The sequence below is a fragment of the Pseudoalteromonas sp. Isolate6 genome (assembly GCF_022398435.1).
In the GTDB taxonomy this organism is placed as follows: Bacteria; Pseudomonadota; Gammaproteobacteria; order Enterobacterales; family Alteromonadaceae; genus Pseudoalteromonas; species Pseudoalteromonas galatheae.
In genome coordinates this window covers 1-20,912 of the sequence record NZ_JAKEVK010000069.1, presented here as the reverse complement: position 1 = coordinate 20,912, position 20,912 = coordinate 1, and the positions used below count along the sequence as shown (strand labels likewise).

Below are 20,912 nucleotides of genomic sequence, written 5' to 3'. Positions count from 1 at the left end.
ACACAGTCGCACATGAACGTTTACGTAAACGTAAAGATCGATAAAAATGAATAATTATTCACTTATTATATTTTACAAACTCAATATCGAAGCAGGCTCTATTAGACTGTTTACATAGCTATGCAAAATAGAGTTCGTTTTAGCTTGACGTTAACGTCAACCTGGTTGGGTAGGAGAAGTGAGTTGCTTTAGGTTGGATTAATACCAATGGCGTTAATGAAAATCTAGATACCCCACACTATATGAGTGAAATGGTTTTCAACCAAACATCTAAAATAGGGCTTATAACGAAAAGTAGACTGGATAAGATTAGAAAGTTAATTAGAAAATAAAGCATGGCAGAGTATCTACTCTGCCATAAGCGGTTAGCTTATTCCGCTGCTGCTTCGTCTTTCTTATATTTAGCTGCTGTTTCAGCAATAAGAGGTTGGAGCTCACCTTTTTGGAACATCTCAATAATGATGTCGCAACCACCGATTAACTCACCTTCTACCCAAAGCTGCGGGAAAGTTGGCCAGTTTGCATAATGTGGTAGTTCAGCACGAATGTCTGGATTCAATAAAATGTCAACATAAGCAAACTGCTCACCACACGCCATCAAAGCCTGAGACGCCTGCGAAGAGAACCCACAGTTAGGGAGTTTTGGCGACCCTTTCATATATAGAATGATTGGATTTTCTTCGATCTGCTGTTTAATCTTGTCAATAGTTTCCATTAGTTACCTCAAAATGACGTTTCGTCCAATACTTATCAATATTTAGTTTAGCATCGGCGTTTTAGCTTGCTACTCACTATAACAACACCTGTTGCATTCATTATGCCTAGCTTTTAGCAACGATAGAACATTAGCTGCCATGGCTAAAATTAGCATGACCGTCTGTCATGATGTTCTACACTTTGACAGCTATTCGGCATATGTTCACAAAGAATGTGTATTATAAGTCATTAAGTCACTGGCACGCATTGCTGTTTGCCAAAACTTGAGTAAAATAGTCAGGAATTATAGTATCACTATATAGGCCAATGGTATAGAAAAGTGGGCTGATGTTAGCCACCTTTCGTATGCATTATTGGCAAATCAACCAAAAAATGGAGATTAATATGGCATTTGAACTACCGTCACTACCTTATGCACTAAATGCTCTTGAGCCGCACGTTTCTCAAGAGACGCTAGAATTCCACCACGGTAAGCACCACAACACTTACGTTGTAAAGCTTAACGGTCTTATCGAAGGTACTGACTTTGAAGGTAAATCACTAGAAGAGATCGTATGTAGCTCTGAAGGTGGTGTTTTCAACAATGCTGCTCAAATCTGGAACCACACCTTCTACTGGCACAGCCTTGCGCCAAATGCAGGTGGCGAACCAACAGGTAAAGTTGCTGAACTAATTAATGCAAAATGGGGCTCATTCGCAGCATTCCAAGAAGCTTTCAACGACAAAGCAGTTAACAACTTTGGTTCAAGCTGGACTTGGTTAGTACAACTAGCTGACGGCTCTCTAGATATCGTTAACACTTCAAATGCAGCGACTCCGCTGACTGAAGAAGGTGTTACCCCTATCATCACAGTTGACCTGTGGGAACACGCTTACTACATTGATTACCGTAATGTTCGTCCTGATTACCTTAAAGGCTTCTGGGCACTTGTTAACTGGGACTTTGCTAACAGCAACCTAGCGTAACATCAACTATCAGTATTGATGCAATAATGGGGCGCAAAAGCGCCCTTTTTTATGCCTGTAACTCAACATTAATACATAAAAAATCTAGTTTTTTTTGGGTATTCTCCATATCACGACTAAGCTTTAAGTAACCTTTCTAAATCTGTGATCCGCAAACCACATCAAGTAGCTTATTGGAGGTCGTTATGACAATATTTGAACATTATCAGGCCAGATATGAAGCCGCGCAAGAAGAAGAGTACACCATCGCGGAATTTCTTGAAATTTGTAAAAATGATAAATCTGCCTATGCCAGCGCACCTGAGCGACTTCTGATGGCAATAGGCGAACCAGAAATGATCGATACGTCGAAAGATGCCAGACTCAGCCGGCTGTTTTCGAATAGAGTAATAGCTCGATACCCTGCTTTCAGCGAGTTTTACGGTATGGAGGATGCCATTGAACAAATCGTATCGTATCTCAAGCATGCAGCACAGGGACTTGAAGAGTGCAAACAAGTACTTTATTTACTCGGCCCGGTAGGTGGTGGTAAATCGTCTATCGCTGAAAAGCTCAAGTACTTGATGCAAAAGGTGCCGGTCTATTCTTTAAAAGGCTCACCCGTTAATGACCACCCACTTTGCTTGTTTAGCCCACAAGAAGATGCAGAACTGCTTGAAAAAGAGTTCGGTATTCCTGGGCGTTATATTAAGACAATAATGTCTCCATGGGCGACCAAACGCTTGCATGAGTACAACGGAGACATTACCCAATTTAAAGTCGTAAAACGTTACCCTTCGATTCTTGATCAAATAGCTATCGCGAAAACAGAGCCTGGGGATGAGAACAATCAAGATATCTCAGCGCTGGTGGGCAAAGTCGATATCCGTAAACTGGAGCATTTCGCTCAAAATGACCCTGATGCTTACGCATACTCTGGCGCACTATGCCTTGCAAACCAAGGATTGATGGAATTTGTCGAAATGTTTAAAGCACCCATTAAGGTGCTACACCCGCTGCTAACTGCAACCCAAGAAGGCAACTACAATGGTACAGAGGGTATTTCGGCCCTACCATTTAGCGGGCTCATACTTGCTCACTCTAACGAATCTGAATGGCAGACCTTTAAGAACAACAAAAACAACGAGGCTTTTTTAGACCGTGTTTACATCGTCAAAGTACCTTATTGTTTACGCGTGTCTGAAGAGGTCAAAATATACGAGAAACTTATTGAAAATAGTGAGCTCAGGGAAGCTCCCTGTGCGCCTGGCACTTTAGAAACTTTAGCGAAGTTTTCAGCCCTGTCTCGGATTAAAGAGCCTGAGAACTCCAGTATCTATTCGAAAATGCGGGTTTACGATGGTGAAAGCTTAAAAGACACAGATCCAAAAGCTAAGTCCTATCAAGAATACAGAGACTACGCCGGCGTTGACGAAGGCATGAACGGCTTATCAACTCGCTTTGCCTTTAAGATCCTTTCTCGTGTGTTTAACTTTGACCATAGCGAAGTCGCAGCAAACCCTGTGCACTTATTCTATGTACTTGAGCAGCAAATTGAGCGTGAACAATTTAATGCCGAAGTACAAGAGCGCTACCTAAGCCACCTTAAAGGATACCTAATCCCACAATATGTCGAGTTTATTGGTAAAGAGCTACAAACAGCTTACCTTGAGTCGTACTCTGAGTATGGCCAAAATATTTTTGACCGCTATGTTACCTATGCAGATTTTTGGATCCAAGATCAGGAATATCGTGACCCAGATACTGGCCAGCTATTTGATAGAGCCGCGCTTAACGGCGAGCTGGAAAAGATTGAAAAGCCAGCAGGTATTTCCAATCCAAAAGATTTTCGTAACGAGATAGTCAACTTTGTTTTAAGAGCAAGAGCCCATCACAATGGTGACAACCCAGTGTGGACTAGCTATGAAAAACTAAGAACGGTTATCGAGAAAAAAATGTTCTCAAATACCGAAGACTTACTCCCTGTAATTTCATTCAATGCAAAAACCTCTGCTGAAGATCAGAAGAAGCATGAAGACTTTGTCAATCGTATGGTTGATAAAGGCTATACCCAAAAACAAGTTCGCCTACTCTCGGAGTGGTATTTAAGAGTTAGAAAGTCACAGTAACTTGTTAGTATGAAGAGGGTGTTATATGGCGCATTTTATTGACCGCCGTCTTAACGGCAAAAATAAGAGCACTCTGAACCGCCAACGCTTTATCCGCCGTTACAAAAAGCAGATAAAGAAAGCAGTTTCAGAGGCCATCAACAAACGCAGTGTGACTGATATCTCCAGTGGCGAGAGTATTTCTATCCCACAACGAGATATCAGCGAGCCCACTTTCCATCAGGGTAAAGGGGGTGATAGAGAGCTCATTCACCCAGGTAACGATCAATTTTCAACGGGCGATCGGATCCAACGCCCACCTTCTGGGCAAGGGGGTGGTTCAGGCGATGGTGAAGCAAGTAATCAAGGCGAAGGACAAGACGACTTTGTATTCTCTATTTCTAAAGATGAATACTTAGACCTATTATTTGAAGACTTGGAGTTACCCAACTTACAACAAAGTCAGTTAGATAAATTAATGCAAATGAAAACGCATCGAGCTGGCTTTTGTAATGATGGTATGCCAAGTAACCTAGATATTGTACGCAGTTTAAAAGGCTCAATGGCACGCCGTATTGCGATGACTTCAAGTAAACGCCGAGAGTTAAGGGAATTAGAGGAAGAACTGGCAAACATGCTCGCTGAACCTGTTCCTCCTCAACAGAAAATCAATGATATTGAACTGCGGATCCAAGTGCTAAAAGAGCAAATCGCCGCGGTGCCTTTCATCGATAATTACGATTTACGCTTTCGTAATTACGAAAGGCGTCCCCACCCTACCAGCAAAGCTGTCATGTTTTGCTTAATGGATGTGTCGGGCTCAATGGATCAAGCCACCAAAGACATGGCAAAGCGTTTTTATATTTTGCTCTATCAGTTCTTAACCCGTACTTATAAAGATATTGAGGTAGTTTATATCCGCCACCATACCCAAGCAAAAGAGGTAGACGAGCAGGAGTTTTTCTACTCGCAAGAGACGGGTGGCACAATTGTCTCAAGTGCCCTGAAATTAATGGACGAAATCATTCAAGAACGCTATGCCCAAGGCGATTGGAATATTTACGCCGCACAGGCTTCTGACGGTGATAACTGGGCAGATGATTCTCCACAATGCACCCAGATACTCTCTAACAAACTACTTAAGATTGTCCGCTACTACGCGTATATAGAGATTACGACCCGTGCACACCAAAGCCTATGGCGGGAATATCAAGGAATAGCCAACTCATTTGACAACTTTGCTATGCAGCACATTCGAGGTGTAGAAGATATTTACCCTATCTTTAGAGAACTGTTCAAGAAGAACAAAAATAAGCAAAGTGCGGCATAATTTTTGGGAGGTTGCGCGATGACATATCAGCCAATTGACGATGGTCCAGATTGGACCTTTGATTTACTTGATACCTATCATCAAGAAATTGCTCGTGTAGCCGAGCATTACAGACTTGACACTTACCCAAATCAAATTGAGGTGATCACAGCAGAGCAGATGATGGATGCCTACTCCAGTGTAGGCATGCCAATTGGTTATGCACATTGGTCGTACGGTAAAAAGTTTATCCAGACTGAGCAAACCTACAAACGTGGACAAATGGGTCTTGCCTACGAGATTGTGATTAATTCTAACCCTTGTATTGCCTATTTAATGGAAGAAAATACTATGCCTATGCAGGCATTGGTGATGGCGCATGCGTGCTACGGTCATAACTCTTTCTTTAAAGGTAACTATCTATTTAAAACTTGGACGGACGCATCTTCCATTATTGACTACTTGGTCTTCGCTAAAAATTATGTCGCCAAATGTGAAGAAAAGTATGGTATTGATGAGGTAGAAAACTTGATTGACTCTTGTCATGCGTTGATGAATTACGGGGTTGATCGATATAAAAGGCCGCAACGGATCTCTATGTTTGAGGAACAAAAGCGGCAAAAAGAACGGGAAGATTATTTGCAGTCCCAAGTTAATGAATTATGGCGAACTATTCCTAAAGGTGAAGACGAAGAAACCGACAACCGTTCCCATTTCCCGTCAGAACCTCAGGAAAACATACTGTATTTTATCGAGAAAAACGCGCCATTGTTGGAGTCTTGGCAACGCGAGATTATTCGTATTGTGCGTAAAGTATCACAGTACTTCTACCCGCAAAGGCAAACTCAAGTAATGAACGAAGGCTGGGCTACATTTTGGCATTATACCATTTTGAATCACTTATATGACGAGGGAAAACTAAGTGACTCCTTTATGTTGGAGTTTTTGCAAAGCCATACCAATGTTGTGTATCAACCGCCATATAATAGTAAATTTTATTCAGGGATAAACCCCTATGCGCTCGGCTTTAACATGATGGTCGATATTCGCCGTATATGCGAAAACCCAACGGAAGAAGACAAACAGTGGTTCCCGGAATTTGCGGGAAGCAACTGGTTAGATACACTGCATTTTGCGATGCAAAATTTTAAAGACGAGAGCTTTATCAGCCAATTTTTATCTCCAAAGCTCATGCGCGACTTTAAGCTTTTTACCATTGTCGATAAACAAAAATCTCCGCATTTGGAAGTTGGCCCTATTCACGACGAAATGGGTTATCAACAACTTCGCAGCGCCCTTTCAGCGCAGTACAACCTAAGTAACCATGAGCCGAATATTCAAGTTTATGACGTCGATGTTCGGGGAGATCGTTCACTTACGCTAAGATATGTACCGCAAGGCGGGATCCCGCTTGCCGCTTCAAAGCAAGAAGTGATAAAGCACCTTTATCGCTTATGGGGATTTAAAGTGAGACTTGAGCAAGTAGATGAAAATGGCAATATCGAGCAAATAGCTCAATGCCCTGAAGAGGAAAGTGAATCGTAGCCCTGTAAGTGTAAATTAGGAGCAGGCAAACAGCTTGGGCTGCTATGTTTGCCGAAGCTCCTTTTTTATGCTCAGAAGCCTTAAATTAGCTCCTGCCTCTATTTATCATGCAGCTGTGAGGTGTATTGTTAAACTCAATACAGCAAACCAGAACAATGCAAACAGCAGGTTCTTTGCTATTCAAAGTGTTGATTACTTATTAAAAGTGAAACTGAGTGGATAAGTCCACACTTCACCATTATTGGCCTTTATCGAGGCAATAATGGCAAATATAACATTAAGAGCAGCTAAAACAACGAATCCCAACAGACCAACCGCGACAAACACTAAAATAGTGCAAATCATGGAATAGATGATTAGGCTAATTAACCAATTAATTGTGGCTTTCCTATGCTGAAAATTCCCACTTCATATTATCCAAAGCCTAGACATTTGAATATAGGAAAAGCGATACCGAAACAGATAACGCAAGGCCATTTAGCATGTATCTAAAATCTAGTCCAGAGCAAGAAAGCCCGTGAATTTTATTGTAGCTATAAAAAAGCTCCGATATTTGAGTATCGAAGCTTTCTATAAATGTTGTTTTTATTTCTCTTCGCGAAAAATAAAAATTAACTATTCCGTTGGTGCTTATTAAAACGGCATTTTGAAGCCTGGAGGCATTTGCATGCCGCCGGTGACTTCTGACATACGCTTTTGCGTTTCTTCACCTACGCGGCGAACTGCGTCGTTTACCGCAGCGGCTAATAGGTCTTCGATCATGTCTTTGTCGTCTTCCATTAGGCTTTCGTCAATTTCTACGCGACGTACGTTGTGGCTACCAAGCATAGTTACTTTAACTAAACCTGCGCCTGCTTCACCTGTTACTTCTAGGCTCTTGATCTCTTCTTGGGCTTTTTCCATGCGCTCTTGCATTTGCTGCGCCTGCTTCATGATGTTGCCCATTCCGCCTTTAAACATATTCTGCTCTCTTATACTTCAATTTGGTTTACTGTGATAAAAGATAAGGGCTAACGCCCTTAATTACAATGCCTGAACGCTATTTTCGTCAAGCATTGCGTCAAATTCTTGGACAAACGCGCTGACGAGTGGATCGTCACGCATCGCCGCTTTAGCTTGGACAAGCCTATGCTCATCTAATTGTTGCTGTACCAAAAACGGCGTGTTATTTACCGTGTCGATATAGTTAATCTCAAGCTCGATTGGCTGCTGGAGTAATGCGCTTAGTCTTTCTGTCAGTTTCTCTCTAAGCACTGCGGAGTCTAAGTGCTGTTGACTCGCATCTACTTGCAATTGTACCTGCGCGCCTTGCTGTGTTATCACACTGTGTAATGCATACTGGCGAATTCGACCGCCTAATTGCATCTTTTCAATCATGTTTGCCCAATCGTCGCTTTGGTGAGCAAACTTAATGTCACTGATAGGACTAACAAAGTTTTCCGGTGCAGGGATCTCCACTTGAATACTTTGTTCGTTATCATCTTGTTTTACTGGTGATAACTGCTCTAGCAATTCAGGCGCTAAATTTTCCGTAATAGGTTTATGGCGCTCTTGAAACGCTTCTTTCTTTTGCTTTTTTGGTGCTAAGCGAGGTGCAGCGGGCTGTGCCAGTTGCGGCTCAGGCCGATGCTCAGGTGTGGTTACCGTCGTGGCTGGCGCTTGCTCTATTGGCATTGGCGCACTAGGCGCCTCAGACTTTTTTACCTCACCATTGGCTCCCACCAATCGACCCGCCCCAGAGATATTACGATTTTTTAAAATTCGTGCTATTGCTGACTGGGCTTGGTTTTGCTGCTCGGTAACACTGGCCGTAGCAGTAGATTCTGAAGCGCTTTGGTTTTGCATCTCAGGTCGAGGCCAGTCCTCTTGATTTTGCGATGCTATTTGCGCGTATGCATCATCAACTGGCGCACTTTCATGATGATGTGCAGGAGCCTGCTCTTGGAACCCCTGCTCTACCGCCTGCGACATAATGCTGTCGTATTGGTTGGCCATCTCCGCCTCAGATGGCACAGAGGCAACTGGTGCTTGGCTTTGCGCAGCAGGTGTTGGCGACAGCGGCTCATAATGTGTTGTTTGTTGCGCGGCTGGTGTCGTTGCTTCTGGTGCATATGTTGGTGCTGTTGCCGGCTGCACCTGAGGTGATGACGCTACCGTAGCGTTATCTTCCGTTGGCTTTTTTAACAGCGCTCGTAAATCCCCTACTTTGCTTTGCTTTTCAGAAGTTTCTTGGCTCACAGGAGCGGAAGGCACTACGCTATGGCTTTCTTTTTCAAACGCCATTAATCGCAGCATGACCATCTCAAACCCAAGTTTAGGCTCAGGTGCCCATTTTAGGTCTTTTTTGCCATTTAACAGCAGTTGATACAACAACTGCCCCTGTTGCGGTGCTACTTGCTCGGCAAATAGTTTAATGTCGTTATTATCAAAATTTGATAACCGCGCAGCACTAGGCACGAGTTGAGTGAGCTGAATAACATGCAATAACGCAATTAAATCGTCCAGCACACTGACAAAATTACCGTTTTGTAGTGCTATTTTTTCAATCGCATTGAGTAAAGCTTCACCGTCGTGGCACAAAATTGCAGACAGCAAAATGACCGCATGAGCACTATCCATCAGTCCCAGCATAGATTGCACTGCAGGCACCGTTAAATTGCCATTTGTTTGTGCAATAGCCTGATCGGTCAAACTTAGTGCGTCACGCATACTACCATCAGCGGCTTTCGCTAACGTTTGTAGTGCTACCGGATCAAAGGCAACTTGCTCTAACGGCAGGATTTTTTCTAGCTGTTCAACTATTTGCCCTTGTGTCATTGCGTTCAGATTGAACTGTAAACAACGGGACAAAATAGTCACAGGCAACTTTTGTGGATCAGTTGTGGCGAGCAAGAATTTTACATGCTCTGGCGGCTCTTCTAAGGTTTTAAGGAGCGCATTAAAGCTGTGCTTCGACAGCATGTGCACTTCATCAATGAGATAAACCTTGTAGCGACCACGAGTTGGTGCATATTGTACGTTGTCTAAGATTTCTCGTGTGTCTTCAACTTTTGTACGAGAAGCCGCATCAATTTCGATTAAATCGATAAACTTACCGGTTTCAATCTCAGTACAGGCACTACACTGACCACAAGGCGTTGAAGTAACGCCTTGTTCGCAGTTAAGGCTTTTAGCAAAGATCCTAGCAATGGTTGTTTTGCCCACACCACGTGTTCCGGTGAATAAATAGGCATGATGCAAACGCTTTTCATTGAGTGCGTTGACCAGAGCTTGTTTAACATGCTCCTGCCCCATTAATTCATGGAAGTTTTGCGGACGCCATTTTCGCGCCAGAACCTGATAGCTCATGCTTATTCGCCTTCGAACTCTACAAGTGAAAGGATTTTGATCCCAAGATCGTTGATTTTCTTTTCACCACCAAGCTCAGGCAATGAAATAACAAACGCAGCATCAGTGGCTTCACCGCCTAAGCGCTTAACCAGTTTTGCTGTTGCTTCAATAGTACCACCTGTTGCAAGTAAATCATCAACAAGTAGCACTTTATCACCTGCTTCAATCGCATCTGAGTGTAATTCAAGTGTATCTTCACCATATTCAAGCTGGTAAGACTGGCTAATTACCTCACGTGGCAATTTACCCGGCTTTCTTACTGGAATAAAAGGAATGCCTAACTCATATGCCAATGGCGCACCGAAGATAAAACCACGCGATTCAGTACCGATGATTTTAGTAAAGCCGCCATCTTTATAAACCGCAACGAACGCATCAATTGTTGCCTTAAACGCGGCAGGGTTTGCTAGAAGTGAAGTCACGTCACGGAACATAATCCCAGGTTTTGGGTAATTAGGAACCGTCGCGATACTATTTTTGATCAATGACATATTCTCTGTCGTCATAATTGCTTTGCTTTAAGTTTATTACAAAAGAGTGAGATTATAACAATTTTCTATCCGGTTGAAACCGACTGAGTGACTTTGTGTGTCAGGATGAAGGAAAAGCGAACAATTTAGTGAGCAGTATACGAGTATAAAATCGAAAAAGGCTGCAAAAAGCAGCCTCTAGGTAAATACGTTCAGCTTGACTTATGCAAGCGCTGTTGCCCAGCCTAGAATCGCGTTTAAACAACCAACTCCAGCAAACACAGCAACAAATGCAAGGAAATACTTTGCATTGAACGGATCTTTAAAGTCACCTTTAGACATAGATACTACCTTTAATTTTACAACTCGCACCAACTGCATAGCTGCAGAAAGCATTGACTAGCGCCCTAGTCCGAGTTTAAGCACGACAAAAACAGGCCGTATAATAGTCGATGTTGCCAATGGCTTAAAGGTTTTTTGTTTTGATAATGCCAAGATCCGCGAATTCAGCAAGTGTATGCTGTGCTCCTTGCTGTAGCTGCTCAACAGTAAACTGAGGCACTTGCTGCGCGATAATATTTATAATATCAGTGAGTTGCATACCATCATTGGCTTCAATCACTGACAACATTAAGGCCGTCATCGGATTTAGTGCGACAAACTGAACATCGTCCTCTTCGTCTCTATACAGTGCGAAGCTAAACGTTTGCCCTGCTGTTTTAGTCGGGCGAAAGGTTTCACTGATCTGATGAACTGGATATTGATAATGTGCAATTCGGGTAGTACTTGCCAAGCTCATTTCGACCTCTGTAAGCGCTTGGGCTTCAATCGAAAGCTCATGCTCTGCTTCAACGGTCGTTGCCACATCTAGCTCTAGCCATTCATAGTGAGCCAACTCTAACAAAAACTCAGGATCGGCTTCTGAGGGCTCGTATTCTGTTTGTAAAAACTGCAAGAACTCTTTGCTAATCTCTAAAAAGTATGGCGAATGACAATCGTGCTTCACAAAAAATAGCCGAATTAACGTCAACCAATCTTTATTGGTATACAAGCTTTTAAGTACAGGAAACGCACTGCTCACGAAGCCTTCGACATTATTAAAAAACAGCTCTTGATAGATTTTTAAGCGCCGAGCTTCTATGCCTTCAGGTGCAGGTTGGTTGTCTGGATCTCTAATATATGCCATAAACTGCTGCTGAGTTTCTACAAAAGACATAGCTATACCTGCTCCAAGCGCTTGGTGTATTTGGCCTGTACTGCTGAAATTTGCCCCGCTTCTGCCAATAATTCTGCCATGGGAGGAATATTAAAATCACGCTCTAACAAAGTTGGGAATACTCCATGTAGCTCATAGGCTTTCTCTAACAAGCTCCATACTGGCGAAGACACCTCAGCGCCGTGTGTATCAACAAGTAAGTCTTCGGCTTCCACATAATGGCCTGCTATATGGCCGTATGCAATACGCTCGCTTGGCATAGCCGCTAGGAATTGTTCAGCATCGTAGCCATGGTTAATAGCGTTGACATAGATGTTGTTAACATCGAGTAGCAAATCGCAATCGGCTTCGGCTAATACCCCAAGGGTGAACTCCAGCTCCGACATTTCTTGTCCAGGAGCGGCATAGTAAGAGACATTTTCTACCGCAATTCGGCGTTCTAGATGCTCTTGGACTGCTCGGATCCGTTTAGCGGTATGATGGATTGCTTCTTCAGTGAAAGGGATTGGCATCAGATCGTACATATGCCCCTCTCCCGAACAGTAACTCAGATGCTCACTATAGGTAGCGATATTATGCTGTTTAAAAAATGTTTTTAGTTGTGATAAAAATTCACGATCAAGCGGTGCGGGCGAACCCAGCGACAACGACAAGCCATGACAGATAAAGGTATGCTGTTGTGTCAATGCTTGAAATTGTTTTGCAAGCTTGCCACCAAATTTGAGCCAGTTTTCTGGTGCAACTTCATAAAAGTCGACTTGCTTTGGTGGTGCATTGAGCACCTCATCGACCATTTCACGGCGCAAGCCAAGTCCTAAGTTGCCTAACTGCACTGCCATACTTCTCTCTCACTTTAGACATTATTTTAAACCGGTTCGGAACTACACAAACACAGGTTTCTCTGCCTGCATAGTTTCATTTTGAAATTACCCAATGACGTTATCTACCTTACCATAAATAATTGTGTCATTGGGTTGACCATAATGGTGCCTTTATTTAGTGGTTGCCACCACATTTACCTTCACCACACTTGCCTTCTTTTTTGCCTTTAGCGTCGCCGCCACATTTACCTTCGCCGCATTTGCCTTCTTTTTTACCTTTAGCGTCGCCACCACATTTGCCTTCGCCGCACTTACCTTCTTTTTTACCTTTGGCATCGCCACCGCATTTGCCTTCGCCGCACTTACCTTCTTTTTTGCTTTTAGCGTCACCGCCACATTTACCTTCGCCGCATTTACCTTCTTTTTTACCTTTAGCGTCGCCACCACATTTGCCTTCGCCGCACTTACCTTCACCTGCGTCAAGTTGATAGCCTGAAGTCATTGTTTCAAAACTAAATGGATTTGCATTCGCGTCCGTCGCGGTTAATCCTGCTGTGCCTGCAACAACAGCACTTAAAGTAAGGGCAATAGAGTTCTTTTTAACGGTATTCATAATATTTGCTCTCTCAAAAATAGTTGATTCAATTAGTAGACCCAAACGCCTAGACATTTATTTCGCAAAACTTTAGAAATTTTAGTTTCACTCACTACACTACGACTTACATCCAGTTATAGTCCATCAGTTCTCTTTTTGCCATTTGTGGATATTGGGCCTGTTGATGACTTGCAGCAAACAATTAGCTAGAATGTCGCGCTTTTCAATGAGTCATCAATGACCCATTTTATTTTTGTTGTATCTAAAGGGTTAACACATGAAGCTTGTTCTGGCGCCGATGGAAGGTGTAGTTGATTTTAAAATGCGCGAATTACTTACAGATCTCGGTGGCTTTGACCTTTGTGTGACTGAGTTTATCCGTGTAGTTGATCTCACCTTTCCGCGTCGAGTATTTACACGATACTGTCCTGAGCTATTAAATGGTGGCTACACCAGAGCGGGAACACCGGTAAGAGTGCAGCTTCTAGGCCAAGTACCCCACGCGCTTGCTGCGAATGCACGAAAGGCCGTAAAGCTTGGCTCACATGGTGTTGACTTGAACTTTGGTTGTCCTGCAAAAACCGTGAATAAAAGCCGTGGCGGTGCGGTTTTACTGAAAGAGCCAGAGCAAATCTATCAAATCATTAAGGCGGTTAGAGATGCAGTACCAGACGAACATCAAGTAAGCGCCAAAATACGCCTTGGCTTTGATGATGACGCCAATAGCACTGAAATTGTCGATGCAGTTCAGCAAGGAGGTGCGTCGAGTTTGGCGATACATGCTCGAACCAAGCGAGATGGCTACAAACCGCCAGCGTACTGGGAAAAGATCCCGCCTTTATTATCAAGATTAACCATTCCTGTCGTTGCTAACGGTGAAATTTGGCAAGTTGAAGATGCACTACTCTGCCAAACACGTAGCCACTGCCAAGATTTGATGCTTGGTCGCGGTGCGCTAGCCACCCCCGATTTGGCAGCAAAAATTAAAGCGCATGTTAACGGTACTCATTATACTCCGCTCACATGGGAAAATGTCGTCTACCATATTCTTCATTCGTCTATGCATCAGGATGAGAATATGAGTGAAAAGTACTTTTCGGCTAGAACAAAACAGTGGTTAAGTTATCTGAAACGTCAGTATAGCGGAGCGCATGTTCTTTTTGATGAAATCAAAACGCTTAAAAGCAAAGATGACGTCATGAAGGTGTTGCAGAAATACGCAATGTCTCCAGACATTGATTCAAATCATAACAGTAAAGTTTGACTGAAATGATAATGGGACGTCGGATAGGAGAGCGCCCATGAATGAAAACACACATAATTATGAGCAAAGCTTACAAGCTGAACTTGCCACACTCAGAAGTGACTTTTTGGGAGAGCTAAAAGCTTCACCCAACGAGTTTACACACAACCTTGCCAATACCTTAGAGCTTAATCCACCTAATAAGTGGCTAGATATTGTAATGGAAAAAATAAATCCGGAACAATTTCCACTTTATGACAGGTTAATGAAAGTAGAAGCAGCGTTATGCCAAATGGAAATTGGTCAGTTTGGGTATTGCTGCGATTGCGAGCAAATAATAGAGCTTGAGTTGCTAGAGCAAGATCCAGCAACCCAGCGCTGTCGCAGTTGTAAGACTAAGGCTTTAAAAAATGAGGATATGCAGCAAAAATAGTCGCTGGAAAATAGACTATATTAGCAATCAATTGTTGTGCTTGTTGTTCATTCAGCGCTAGTTTTGAGTTGAGCGCAACAAATGCTTGCTTTTGGGACCACCCTTGATAATGAATTCCCAGATCCACTGCCATTAAGGTTACGATCAGCGCTTTATGCTGCTCGATTGCCTTTGTACACTTCGCTACTGTCGAAGGCACATTAATAAATCCATCACGCCAGTTGAGCCCGCTAATTCTCTGGCAGTTAGCTGGCAATAGCTCTAGTATATAAGGCTGTTGGGTATTAGGCGTTGTATTGAGCACAATTGACTTACTATTTTTCTCATCAATTTTTGATAATATTGCCAAAACTTTATTAGGTGATTCTTGGATAGCCCCGTAAAAATTTAGTTTTGATTGATACCACTCTTTCCCATTAGGTAACTGATGCAGCCCAAGCATCGCTCTTGGTTTATAATCACCCAAATAACTCAGCAGCGTTGAGCGTGATGGTGCATCAATAGCTGAATTTTCAAGCTGCTTTATTATCGCTTCTCGCTCAAACCGGTTTAGACGAATATTACTTTCGTCGGCCTCTTTTAGCTTTGTTGTTACAAATGCAAGCCACTGTTCAAGCTCTTCGCCACTCACCCTATTCTCTACGTTCTTAAGCACCGTAATATTACCCGGCCAAGGTAAGTAACGCTCTGGGTAGCGCTCTTGAATTCTTAAGTAGTCTAACTCTTTGTGCGCCATAACATCTGAGTCATCCAAGTCACTAGCCAATAACGCGTGTCTAAGCTGTAAGTAGCCCTCCGTAAATGGCAACACACTAATATTATCAGTAGATGAGTGACTTAAACTGCTATTAAGAGAAATTAAAGAAGTTCTGAGCTCTTGATAATTTACGACTTGCTTTTGCTCACTACAAGCAGGTAGGAATATAAACGCGACCAAAGTCAGGCTGAACAATAAATGCTTTTTCATAATTCCACATTAGATTTTGAAATCAAAAAAGCCCCTTTCGGGGCTTTTTCATTAGAGACTTACGCCCCTACGCTGTGCTTTATCTTTGATAAAGTTTGCCCAGCTTTTAGCAAATTTTCGAGTACGAGGATCATCCTGTGCCTTCACAATTGCTGAGTAAGCCTGTTTAAACTTATCCTGATAGTAGTAAGCTTCTGCTAAATCGGCATATGCACTGCCTTTCTTTTCAGTTCCAAGCTCAAGTGCTTTGTTCAGTCTCACAACTGCGGCACTGTATTGCTGGTTCTGTAGCAACAAACCACCTGCTCTACCATAAAGCTCTGCATCATCATCAAACTTTGCAGCTTCTTCATAGTATTTAGCAGCATCGCTGATGTGTTTAGCTTGGTGGTAATAGCTCGCAAGCGCGGTTACATTCGCTTTTGTACGTTCAATTTTGCCATCTTTAATAGCTTTTTCGTACGTAACAGCAGCCTTCCAAGGTACTTCAACCAGTGAGTACAAGCTACCAAGGATCTTATAATGGTTCTCTTTTTCAAAGTAACCTTTATCGTATGCAATTTCCATTACGGTTAAACCTTTACCGTAATCTTCAGTTTGCAAATAAAAGCCACCTAAACGAGTCCATGATTGCGGATCCTCTGGGAAGATTTTAACCATTACTTCACCTACTTCAACAGCCTTTTTAAACTGTTTAAGGTCAAAGTATGCACCAATCTTCATCAGGTAGTATTGCTTGTTTGGCTCTTCAGATGCTGCTATCGCTTTGTCTGCTGGCTCAATTACATTAGCAAATTGCTTAAGCTCATAATAACCCTGAGCGATACGGCCATATACTGCTGGATCTTTCTCACCAGTAAAATCCATCCACGCTTCATAGGCTTTGATACCTTCTGCGTACTTTTCAGTACCCATTAGAAGGTCACCCAATAACTTCATCAGATCGCCTTGATCTTTAAAGTTAAGCGCATCAGGCGCAATGGCTTGACGAGTATATTTTATCGCTTCGCTGTAGTTCTCTTTTTGAGCATACAGCTGACCTAGGTAACGATTTACTGTCGCTTTATCGAAATCATCTGAAGGGTCAAGCTCACGAAGCATTTCAATCGCTTCGTCAACTTTTTCTTCATTATAAAGATCGAACGCTTTAGCAACCTTCTTACCTACCCGCTCACCCATGATCTTAGTTTTTGCGGCTTTACGCTTTTCTATCTCTTCATAGTTTGGCGCTGCAAAAACTGAGTTTGAGTAAATACCGCCAGTCAAAGCAACAAGAAGAGCAAGAGCTGTAAACTTAGGTAAACTTTTCATGTCTTGCCTCCTTAATTACCTTGATTCAACTTAAAGTCAAGCTGAACAGTGATGCCTGGTTGTTTCTGGGGTTTACCATCAACAACTTTAGGGCGGTATTTCCACTTACGAAGTGCACGCTTTGCTTCACGGTCAAAGATACGTTTTGGTTCAGCATCGATAACATCGATGTCTTCTACACCACCAAGCTCATTGATAGTGAAAGATAAACGTACCCAACCTTCTTTGCCGTCACGTGCAGCTTGCGGCGGATATTTAGGCTCGATTCGAACGATTGGTGTTGCATCACCATCACGACCGAATTCACCAGGTCCAGATAAACCACCTGCTGTACCACCTAGATCAATACTAGGCATGTTAAAGCCGATATTACCAGCAGACGGATCAGCCGTGTCTGGCTGAGGCGGCTGCGGTTTAGGCGGCTGCTTTGGCGGTGGCGGCGGCGGAGGCGGGACACGCTTCCGCTGCTGCACCTTTGATTCAGGTGGATTCGACATAATCTCGACGACTATCTGTTCCTTTTGAACATCTGCCCTATCCGCTCCTCCGGAGATAAGATATGACATGAAAAAGAACAAGCCGAGAGTTACTGCCCCACCTGCTAGAAGTGAAAACAGAAGTCGAATCATTACTGATCTCCAGCTATTGAAATCTTCAAGTTGTCGCCTGTCGCTTTAATTTGGTCCATAACCTTAACAACTACGCCGTGCTTCGCACCTTTATCGGCTTGAATAATTACCACGTCAGTAGGCTGCTCAGCCATTAGACTTTCAAGGTTAGCACTTACACGCTCAACATCAACTTGACGCTTATCCATCCAAATCTCACCGTTTTCACGGATTGCGATAAAGATGTTCGCATTCTTTGTCTTTTGTGCTTGTGCCGCTTTTGGCTTGTTAACCTCAATACCAGCTTCTTTAACAAAAGAAGTGGTTACGATGAAGAAGATAAGCATGATGAATACGATGTCTAGCATCGGCGTCATATCTACTGCTGCATCTTCCTCTTCACGAAAACGTTGTTTACGTGCCATAGTTCAATCTCTCTCTAGTGATGAGGCAAGCTATCAACTAGCTTCTCTTTAGCCATTTTTGCACGTGCTTCTAGACGCGTGCTAAAGAAAACACCTGATAGTGCCGCAACCATTCCAGCCATTGTTGGTACCGTAGCCATTGAAATGCCTGAAGCCATTAATCGTGCGTTACCCGTACCTTGAGTAGCCATTGTCTCAAATACTGTGATCATACCTGTCACTGTACCTAAAAGACCGATTAATGGACACATCGCAACCAATGTTTTGATAATCAACATGCGCTCATCTAATTTTTCAGACGCTTCAGAAATCCAAGCATCGCGGATTCTGTGTGCGTACCAAGACGTAGTATCTTGGCGGGCGTCCCACTTAGCGACGATATCCTTGTGTAACTTAGGAAATTCGCCGAGTAGGAACCAATAGCGCTCAATCATTAAAACCCACATTAGAAAGAGTGCTATCGCGACCACGTACAATACATCGCCGCCTGTAGCAACAAAATCCCTGATAGATTCCCATATCTCCATCAGGACTAACATTAGGCTTTCTCCTTCTCCGCGTGAGCAGCAACAATACCTGCGCTTTGCTCATCTAGGATATGTAGAACCGCTTTACTACGACCATGTACAACAGCGTGAAGTAGAATTAGAGGTAGAGCTGCAATTAGACCTAGAGCTGTAGTTACTAGCGCTAGAGAGATGTTACCTGCCATGATTTTCGGATCACCAGTACCGTATAGCGTGATTGATTCGAACGTCATGATCATACCAACAACCGTACCTAGTAGACCTAGTAGTGGCGCGATAGCCGCTAGGATCTTGATGATGTTTACACCCATCTCAATACGTGGAGTTTCACGTAGGATAGCTTCATCAAGTTTAAGTTCTAGGTTTTCAACATCTTGGTCTTTGTTATCGTGATATACTTTCAGGATACGGCCAAGAGGGTTGTTTGTGTTAGGGTTATTCGCGTTTTTGATTTGCGCTTTAATTTTGCCACTAACGATGAATAGGTCAAGCATACGAACAACTGCAATTAACGCACCTAAGATAAGTAATGCAGTGATGATGTAACCTACTGTGTCACCTTGGTGCCAGCGCTCTTCCATCGTTGCTCGTTGCGTATTTAGTTGTAGAAGTGAACCACGTGTCGGGTCAACAGCAAACATCGCATATTCATTAGCAGCTGCACCGATTAGACGCTCAACACCACCTAGCTCGCCACTTGGCTGCTTACCAAGAGGAACAATTTGCTTGTTCTCAGCGTCGTAAATTACGTAACCGTCTTTAGTTACAAGGTTAAAGTTACCAACACGTGTAACTTCTTTAACGTTCACGTCACCGCTTAACTCAGCAACTTCTGCTTCAAACTTAGAAACTTTAGCAGACTCTGTCATTTCAGTTTGGAAAGCAATCCAAAGCTCTTCAAGTTCACGAGTAGTCGGAAGCTCTTTCGCTTCAGCTAATGAACGAAGTACTTCTGCACGTCCAGGCTTTTCAGCACTTACAAGTGATGCTTCGATTGAACCGATCGCGTCAGCAGCTGAACGACGTACAACACCGAACATCTCACCTAGCGTACCTTTAGCATTTTCTAGCTCAACTTCTTTTTCAGCAAGCGTGATTTCATTTTGCTTGAACTGCTCATTTAAACGCTCACCACGTGCTTTCTCAGCAGCTAGGTCACGCTTTGCTTTGTTTAGAAGCGCTTGCTTATCAGCACGGTCACTTAAGAACTCTTGTTCACGCTGCTTGTTGATCTTGCCTTCAGAGATACGGTTTTGTTTAACCTGCTCTAGGATTTTGTCTAAGGCTTCAGTATTTGCGTGTGCATTTAGCGCGGCACCAGCAGAAACTGTTAACGCTGCAGCAACTGCAAAACCTTTAAATAGTTTCTTCATCATTAATTACTCCGCGCCAAAGATAGGTAGGTTTACAAGTTCAGGAGCCGCTTGCTTACGTGCAATACGGATCATGCTCTTAACTGGCTTAAGATACTCTTCACCCAGTTGATCCCACTGCTTAGTGTCGTTGTTCCACACCCAAGCGTGTTTTTGGTCGAACGACTGAGCAACATATGCGATGCGGCCAAGACGTGCGAAGTCAACATTGATATTTTTACCATTTTGTTCAAGTGAACCTTGGCTCGCTACCATTGTTGTACTGTAACCAGTTTCAAGCGTATAAGCTTCAAGCACTTGACGGAACTTCTCAGATGTAGTCACTGACGAATTCGTCATGATGCTACGAAGTCTTTCAACACGTTCTAGACGCGTTTCCTGATTAAACGGAACGTCCGCTTTGATGAATTGCTCAAGCGTATCGATCATGCGATACATCAAAGGCACAACGTCCTGTTTTGTCTTATCAATAGTACCAATTTGACGATCAAAAGACTCGATACCAGCATTCTGGTCTGCTACAAGGCGTGCAACGTGGTCGTTATACACTTTTAGCAGTTCTGTTTCGTCGATAATGCCGCGGTATTCCGCGATCATTTCTTGAGACTGACCATATAGGTTGTCAATCTTTTCTTGAGACTTTTTAGCAGCCGTTTGAGTTTGCTGACCTACTTTTTGTATGTCATTCAAAGGATCTGCAATCACATTGCTGCTTGCAAAAGCTGTCGCGCCTAAAAGCGCCGTAGCTACAAGGCTCTTTCTGATTTTAACAGACATAGTTCCCAACCAATTAAGTAATGTTACTTTTATAATTTTCGCGCTCTTAGCGTACTAAGAGCAACCCTGATATCATTCGACAGATATCAACTGTCCAATAATGCTAAATGCAACACGATGTGTCAACTTCAC

The 20,912-nt window shown here is 43.1% G+C and carries 20 protein-coding genes and 1 pseudogene; 6 read left to right on the top strand and 15 right to left on the bottom strand.

Annotation, left to right across the window (positions count from 1 at the left end; translation table 11 throughout):
* Positions 1-370 precede the first annotated feature (370 nt).
* Positions 371-715 (bottom strand): Grx4 family monothiol glutaredoxin, encoded by a 345-nt coding sequence (locus tag L1D50_RS11635; RefSeq protein ID WP_010375406.1) that lies wholly within the window; start codon positions 713-715, stop codon positions 371-373.
* A 386-nt stretch (positions 716-1,101) separates the two neighbouring features.
* On the opposite strand from L1D50_RS11635, the gene L1D50_RS11630 reads away from it, so the two are divergent.
* From L1D50_RS11630 to L1D50_RS11615, 4 genes are all read left to right on the top strand, one after another.
* Positions 1,102-1,683, top strand: a complete 582-nt coding sequence (locus tag L1D50_RS11630) for a Fe-Mn family superoxide dismutase (protein WP_010375405.1) — start codon at positions 1,102-1,104, stop codon at positions 1,681-1,683.
* A gap of 185 nt (positions 1,684-1,868) precedes the next feature.
* A complete protein-coding gene (locus L1D50_RS11625) occupies positions 1,869-3,791 on the top strand; it encodes a PrkA family serine protein kinase (RefSeq protein WP_128727827.1) in 1,923 nt (640 codons plus the stop codon).
* A gap of 25 nt (positions 3,792-3,816) precedes the next feature.
* A complete protein-coding gene (locus L1D50_RS11620; protein ID WP_128727828.1) occupies positions 3,817-5,100 on the top strand; it encodes a YeaH/YhbH family protein in 1,284 nt (427 codons plus the stop codon).
* Positions 5,101-5,118: 18 nt separating this feature from the next.
* Positions 5,119-6,624: a SpoVR family protein gene (locus L1D50_RS11615; RefSeq protein WP_128727829.1), complete on the top strand. Its 1,506-nt coding sequence runs from the start codon at positions 5,119-5,121 to the stop codon at positions 6,622-6,624.
* A 192-nt stretch (positions 6,625-6,816) separates the two neighbouring features.
* On the opposite strand, the pseudogene L1D50_RS11610 reads toward L1D50_RS11615, so the two are convergent.
* From L1D50_RS11610 to L1D50_RS11580, 7 genes and pseudogenes are all read right to left on the bottom strand, one after another.
* A pseudogene (locus L1D50_RS11610) lies at positions 6,817-7,008 on the bottom strand (DUF4870 domain-containing protein); the annotation flags it as partial.
* Positions 7,009-7,257: 249 nt separating this feature from the next.
* Complete coding sequence (locus L1D50_RS11605) at positions 7,258-7,584, bottom strand: YbaB/EbfC family nucleoid-associated protein (RefSeq protein WP_010368987.1); 327 nt, start codon at positions 7,582-7,584, stop codon at positions 7,258-7,260.
* Positions 7,585-7,647: 63 nt separating this feature from the next.
* Positions 7,648-9,972 (bottom strand): DNA polymerase III subunit gamma/tau, encoded by a 2,325-nt coding sequence (dnaX, locus tag L1D50_RS11600; protein ID WP_239966079.1) that lies wholly within the window; start codon positions 9,970-9,972, stop codon positions 7,648-7,650.
* A 2-nt stretch (positions 9,973-9,974) separates the two neighbouring features.
* Positions 9,975-10,520, bottom strand: a complete 546-nt coding sequence (gene apt, locus L1D50_RS11595) for an adenine phosphoribosyltransferase (RefSeq protein WP_138583563.1) — start codon at positions 10,518-10,520, stop codon at positions 9,975-9,977.
* Positions 10,521-10,950: 430 nt separating this feature from the next.
* On the bottom strand, positions 10,951-11,700 hold the full coding sequence (locus L1D50_RS11590; RefSeq protein ID WP_138524481.1) for a putative DNA-binding domain-containing protein: 750 nt from the start codon (positions 11,698-11,700) through the stop codon (positions 10,951-10,953).
* A gap of 2 nt (positions 11,701-11,702) precedes the next feature.
* A complete protein-coding gene (locus tag L1D50_RS11585; RefSeq protein WP_138524483.1) occupies positions 11,703-12,539 on the bottom strand; it encodes a DUF692 domain-containing protein in 837 nt (278 codons plus the stop codon).
* A 157-nt stretch (positions 12,540-12,696) separates the two neighbouring features.
* A complete protein-coding gene (locus L1D50_RS11580; RefSeq protein ID WP_239966078.1) occupies positions 12,697-13,134 on the bottom strand; it encodes a hypothetical protein in 438 nt (145 codons plus the stop codon).
* Between the two features lie 259 nt (positions 13,135-13,393).
* Here L1D50_RS11580 and L1D50_RS11575 point away from each other — a divergent pair, with 259 nt between their 5' ends.
* Both L1D50_RS11575 and L1D50_RS11570 read left to right on the top strand, forming a co-directional pair.
* Complete coding sequence (locus tag L1D50_RS11575; protein ID WP_138521972.1) at positions 13,394-14,380, top strand: tRNA-dihydrouridine synthase; 987 nt, start codon at positions 13,394-13,396, stop codon at positions 14,378-14,380.
* A 37-nt stretch (positions 14,381-14,417) separates the two neighbouring features.
* Complete coding sequence (locus L1D50_RS11570) at positions 14,418-14,792, top strand: TraR/DksA C4-type zinc finger protein (protein WP_128727835.1); 375 nt, start codon at positions 14,418-14,420, stop codon at positions 14,790-14,792.
* On the opposite strand, the gene L1D50_RS11565 is transcribed toward L1D50_RS11570, so the two are convergent.
* From L1D50_RS11565 to L1D50_RS11535, 7 genes are read right to left on the bottom strand one after another with little or no spacing between them, the layout of a single operon-like run.
* On the bottom strand, positions 14,755-15,759 hold the full coding sequence (locus L1D50_RS11565) for a hypothetical protein (protein ID WP_239966077.1): 1,005 nt from the start codon (positions 15,757-15,759) through the stop codon (positions 14,755-14,757). The genes L1D50_RS11570 and L1D50_RS11565 overlap by 38 nt on opposite strands.
* A 51-nt stretch (positions 15,760-15,810) precedes the next feature.
* The gene (locus tag L1D50_RS11560; protein ID WP_239966076.1) at positions 15,811-17,070 is read right to left on the bottom strand and encodes a hypothetical protein; all 1,260 of its coding nucleotides are present in this window, start codon (positions 17,068-17,070) and stop codon (positions 15,811-15,813) included.
* 11 nt (positions 17,071-17,081) lie between these two features.
* Complete coding sequence (locus L1D50_RS11555) at positions 17,082-17,699, bottom strand: energy transducer TonB (protein WP_128727837.1); 618 nt, start codon at positions 17,697-17,699, stop codon at positions 17,082-17,084.
* A complete protein-coding gene (locus L1D50_RS11550) occupies positions 17,699-18,103 on the bottom strand; it encodes a biopolymer transporter ExbD (RefSeq protein ID WP_099642010.1) in 405 nt (134 codons plus the stop codon). The genes L1D50_RS11555 and L1D50_RS11550 overlap by 1 nt, the downstream gene beginning before the upstream one ends.
* 14 nt (positions 18,104-18,117) lie before the next feature.
* Positions 18,118-18,642, bottom strand: coding sequence for a MotA/TolQ/ExbB proton channel family protein (locus tag L1D50_RS11545; RefSeq protein WP_017218012.1), 525 nt, complete (start codon positions 18,640-18,642; stop codon positions 18,118-18,120).
* The gene (locus L1D50_RS11540; RefSeq protein ID WP_128728052.1) at positions 18,642-20,003 is read right to left on the bottom strand and encodes a MotA/TolQ/ExbB proton channel family protein; all 1,362 of its coding nucleotides are present in this window, start codon (positions 20,001-20,003) and stop codon (positions 18,642-18,644) included. The genes L1D50_RS11545 and L1D50_RS11540 overlap by 1 nt, the downstream gene beginning before the upstream one ends.
* A 6-nt stretch (positions 20,004-20,009) precedes the next feature.
* Entirely contained in the window at positions 20,010-20,780 is a 771-nt protein-coding gene (locus L1D50_RS11535; protein ID WP_128727838.1) for a DUF3450 domain-containing protein, read from the bottom strand.
* Positions 20,781-20,912 lie beyond the last annotated feature (132 nt).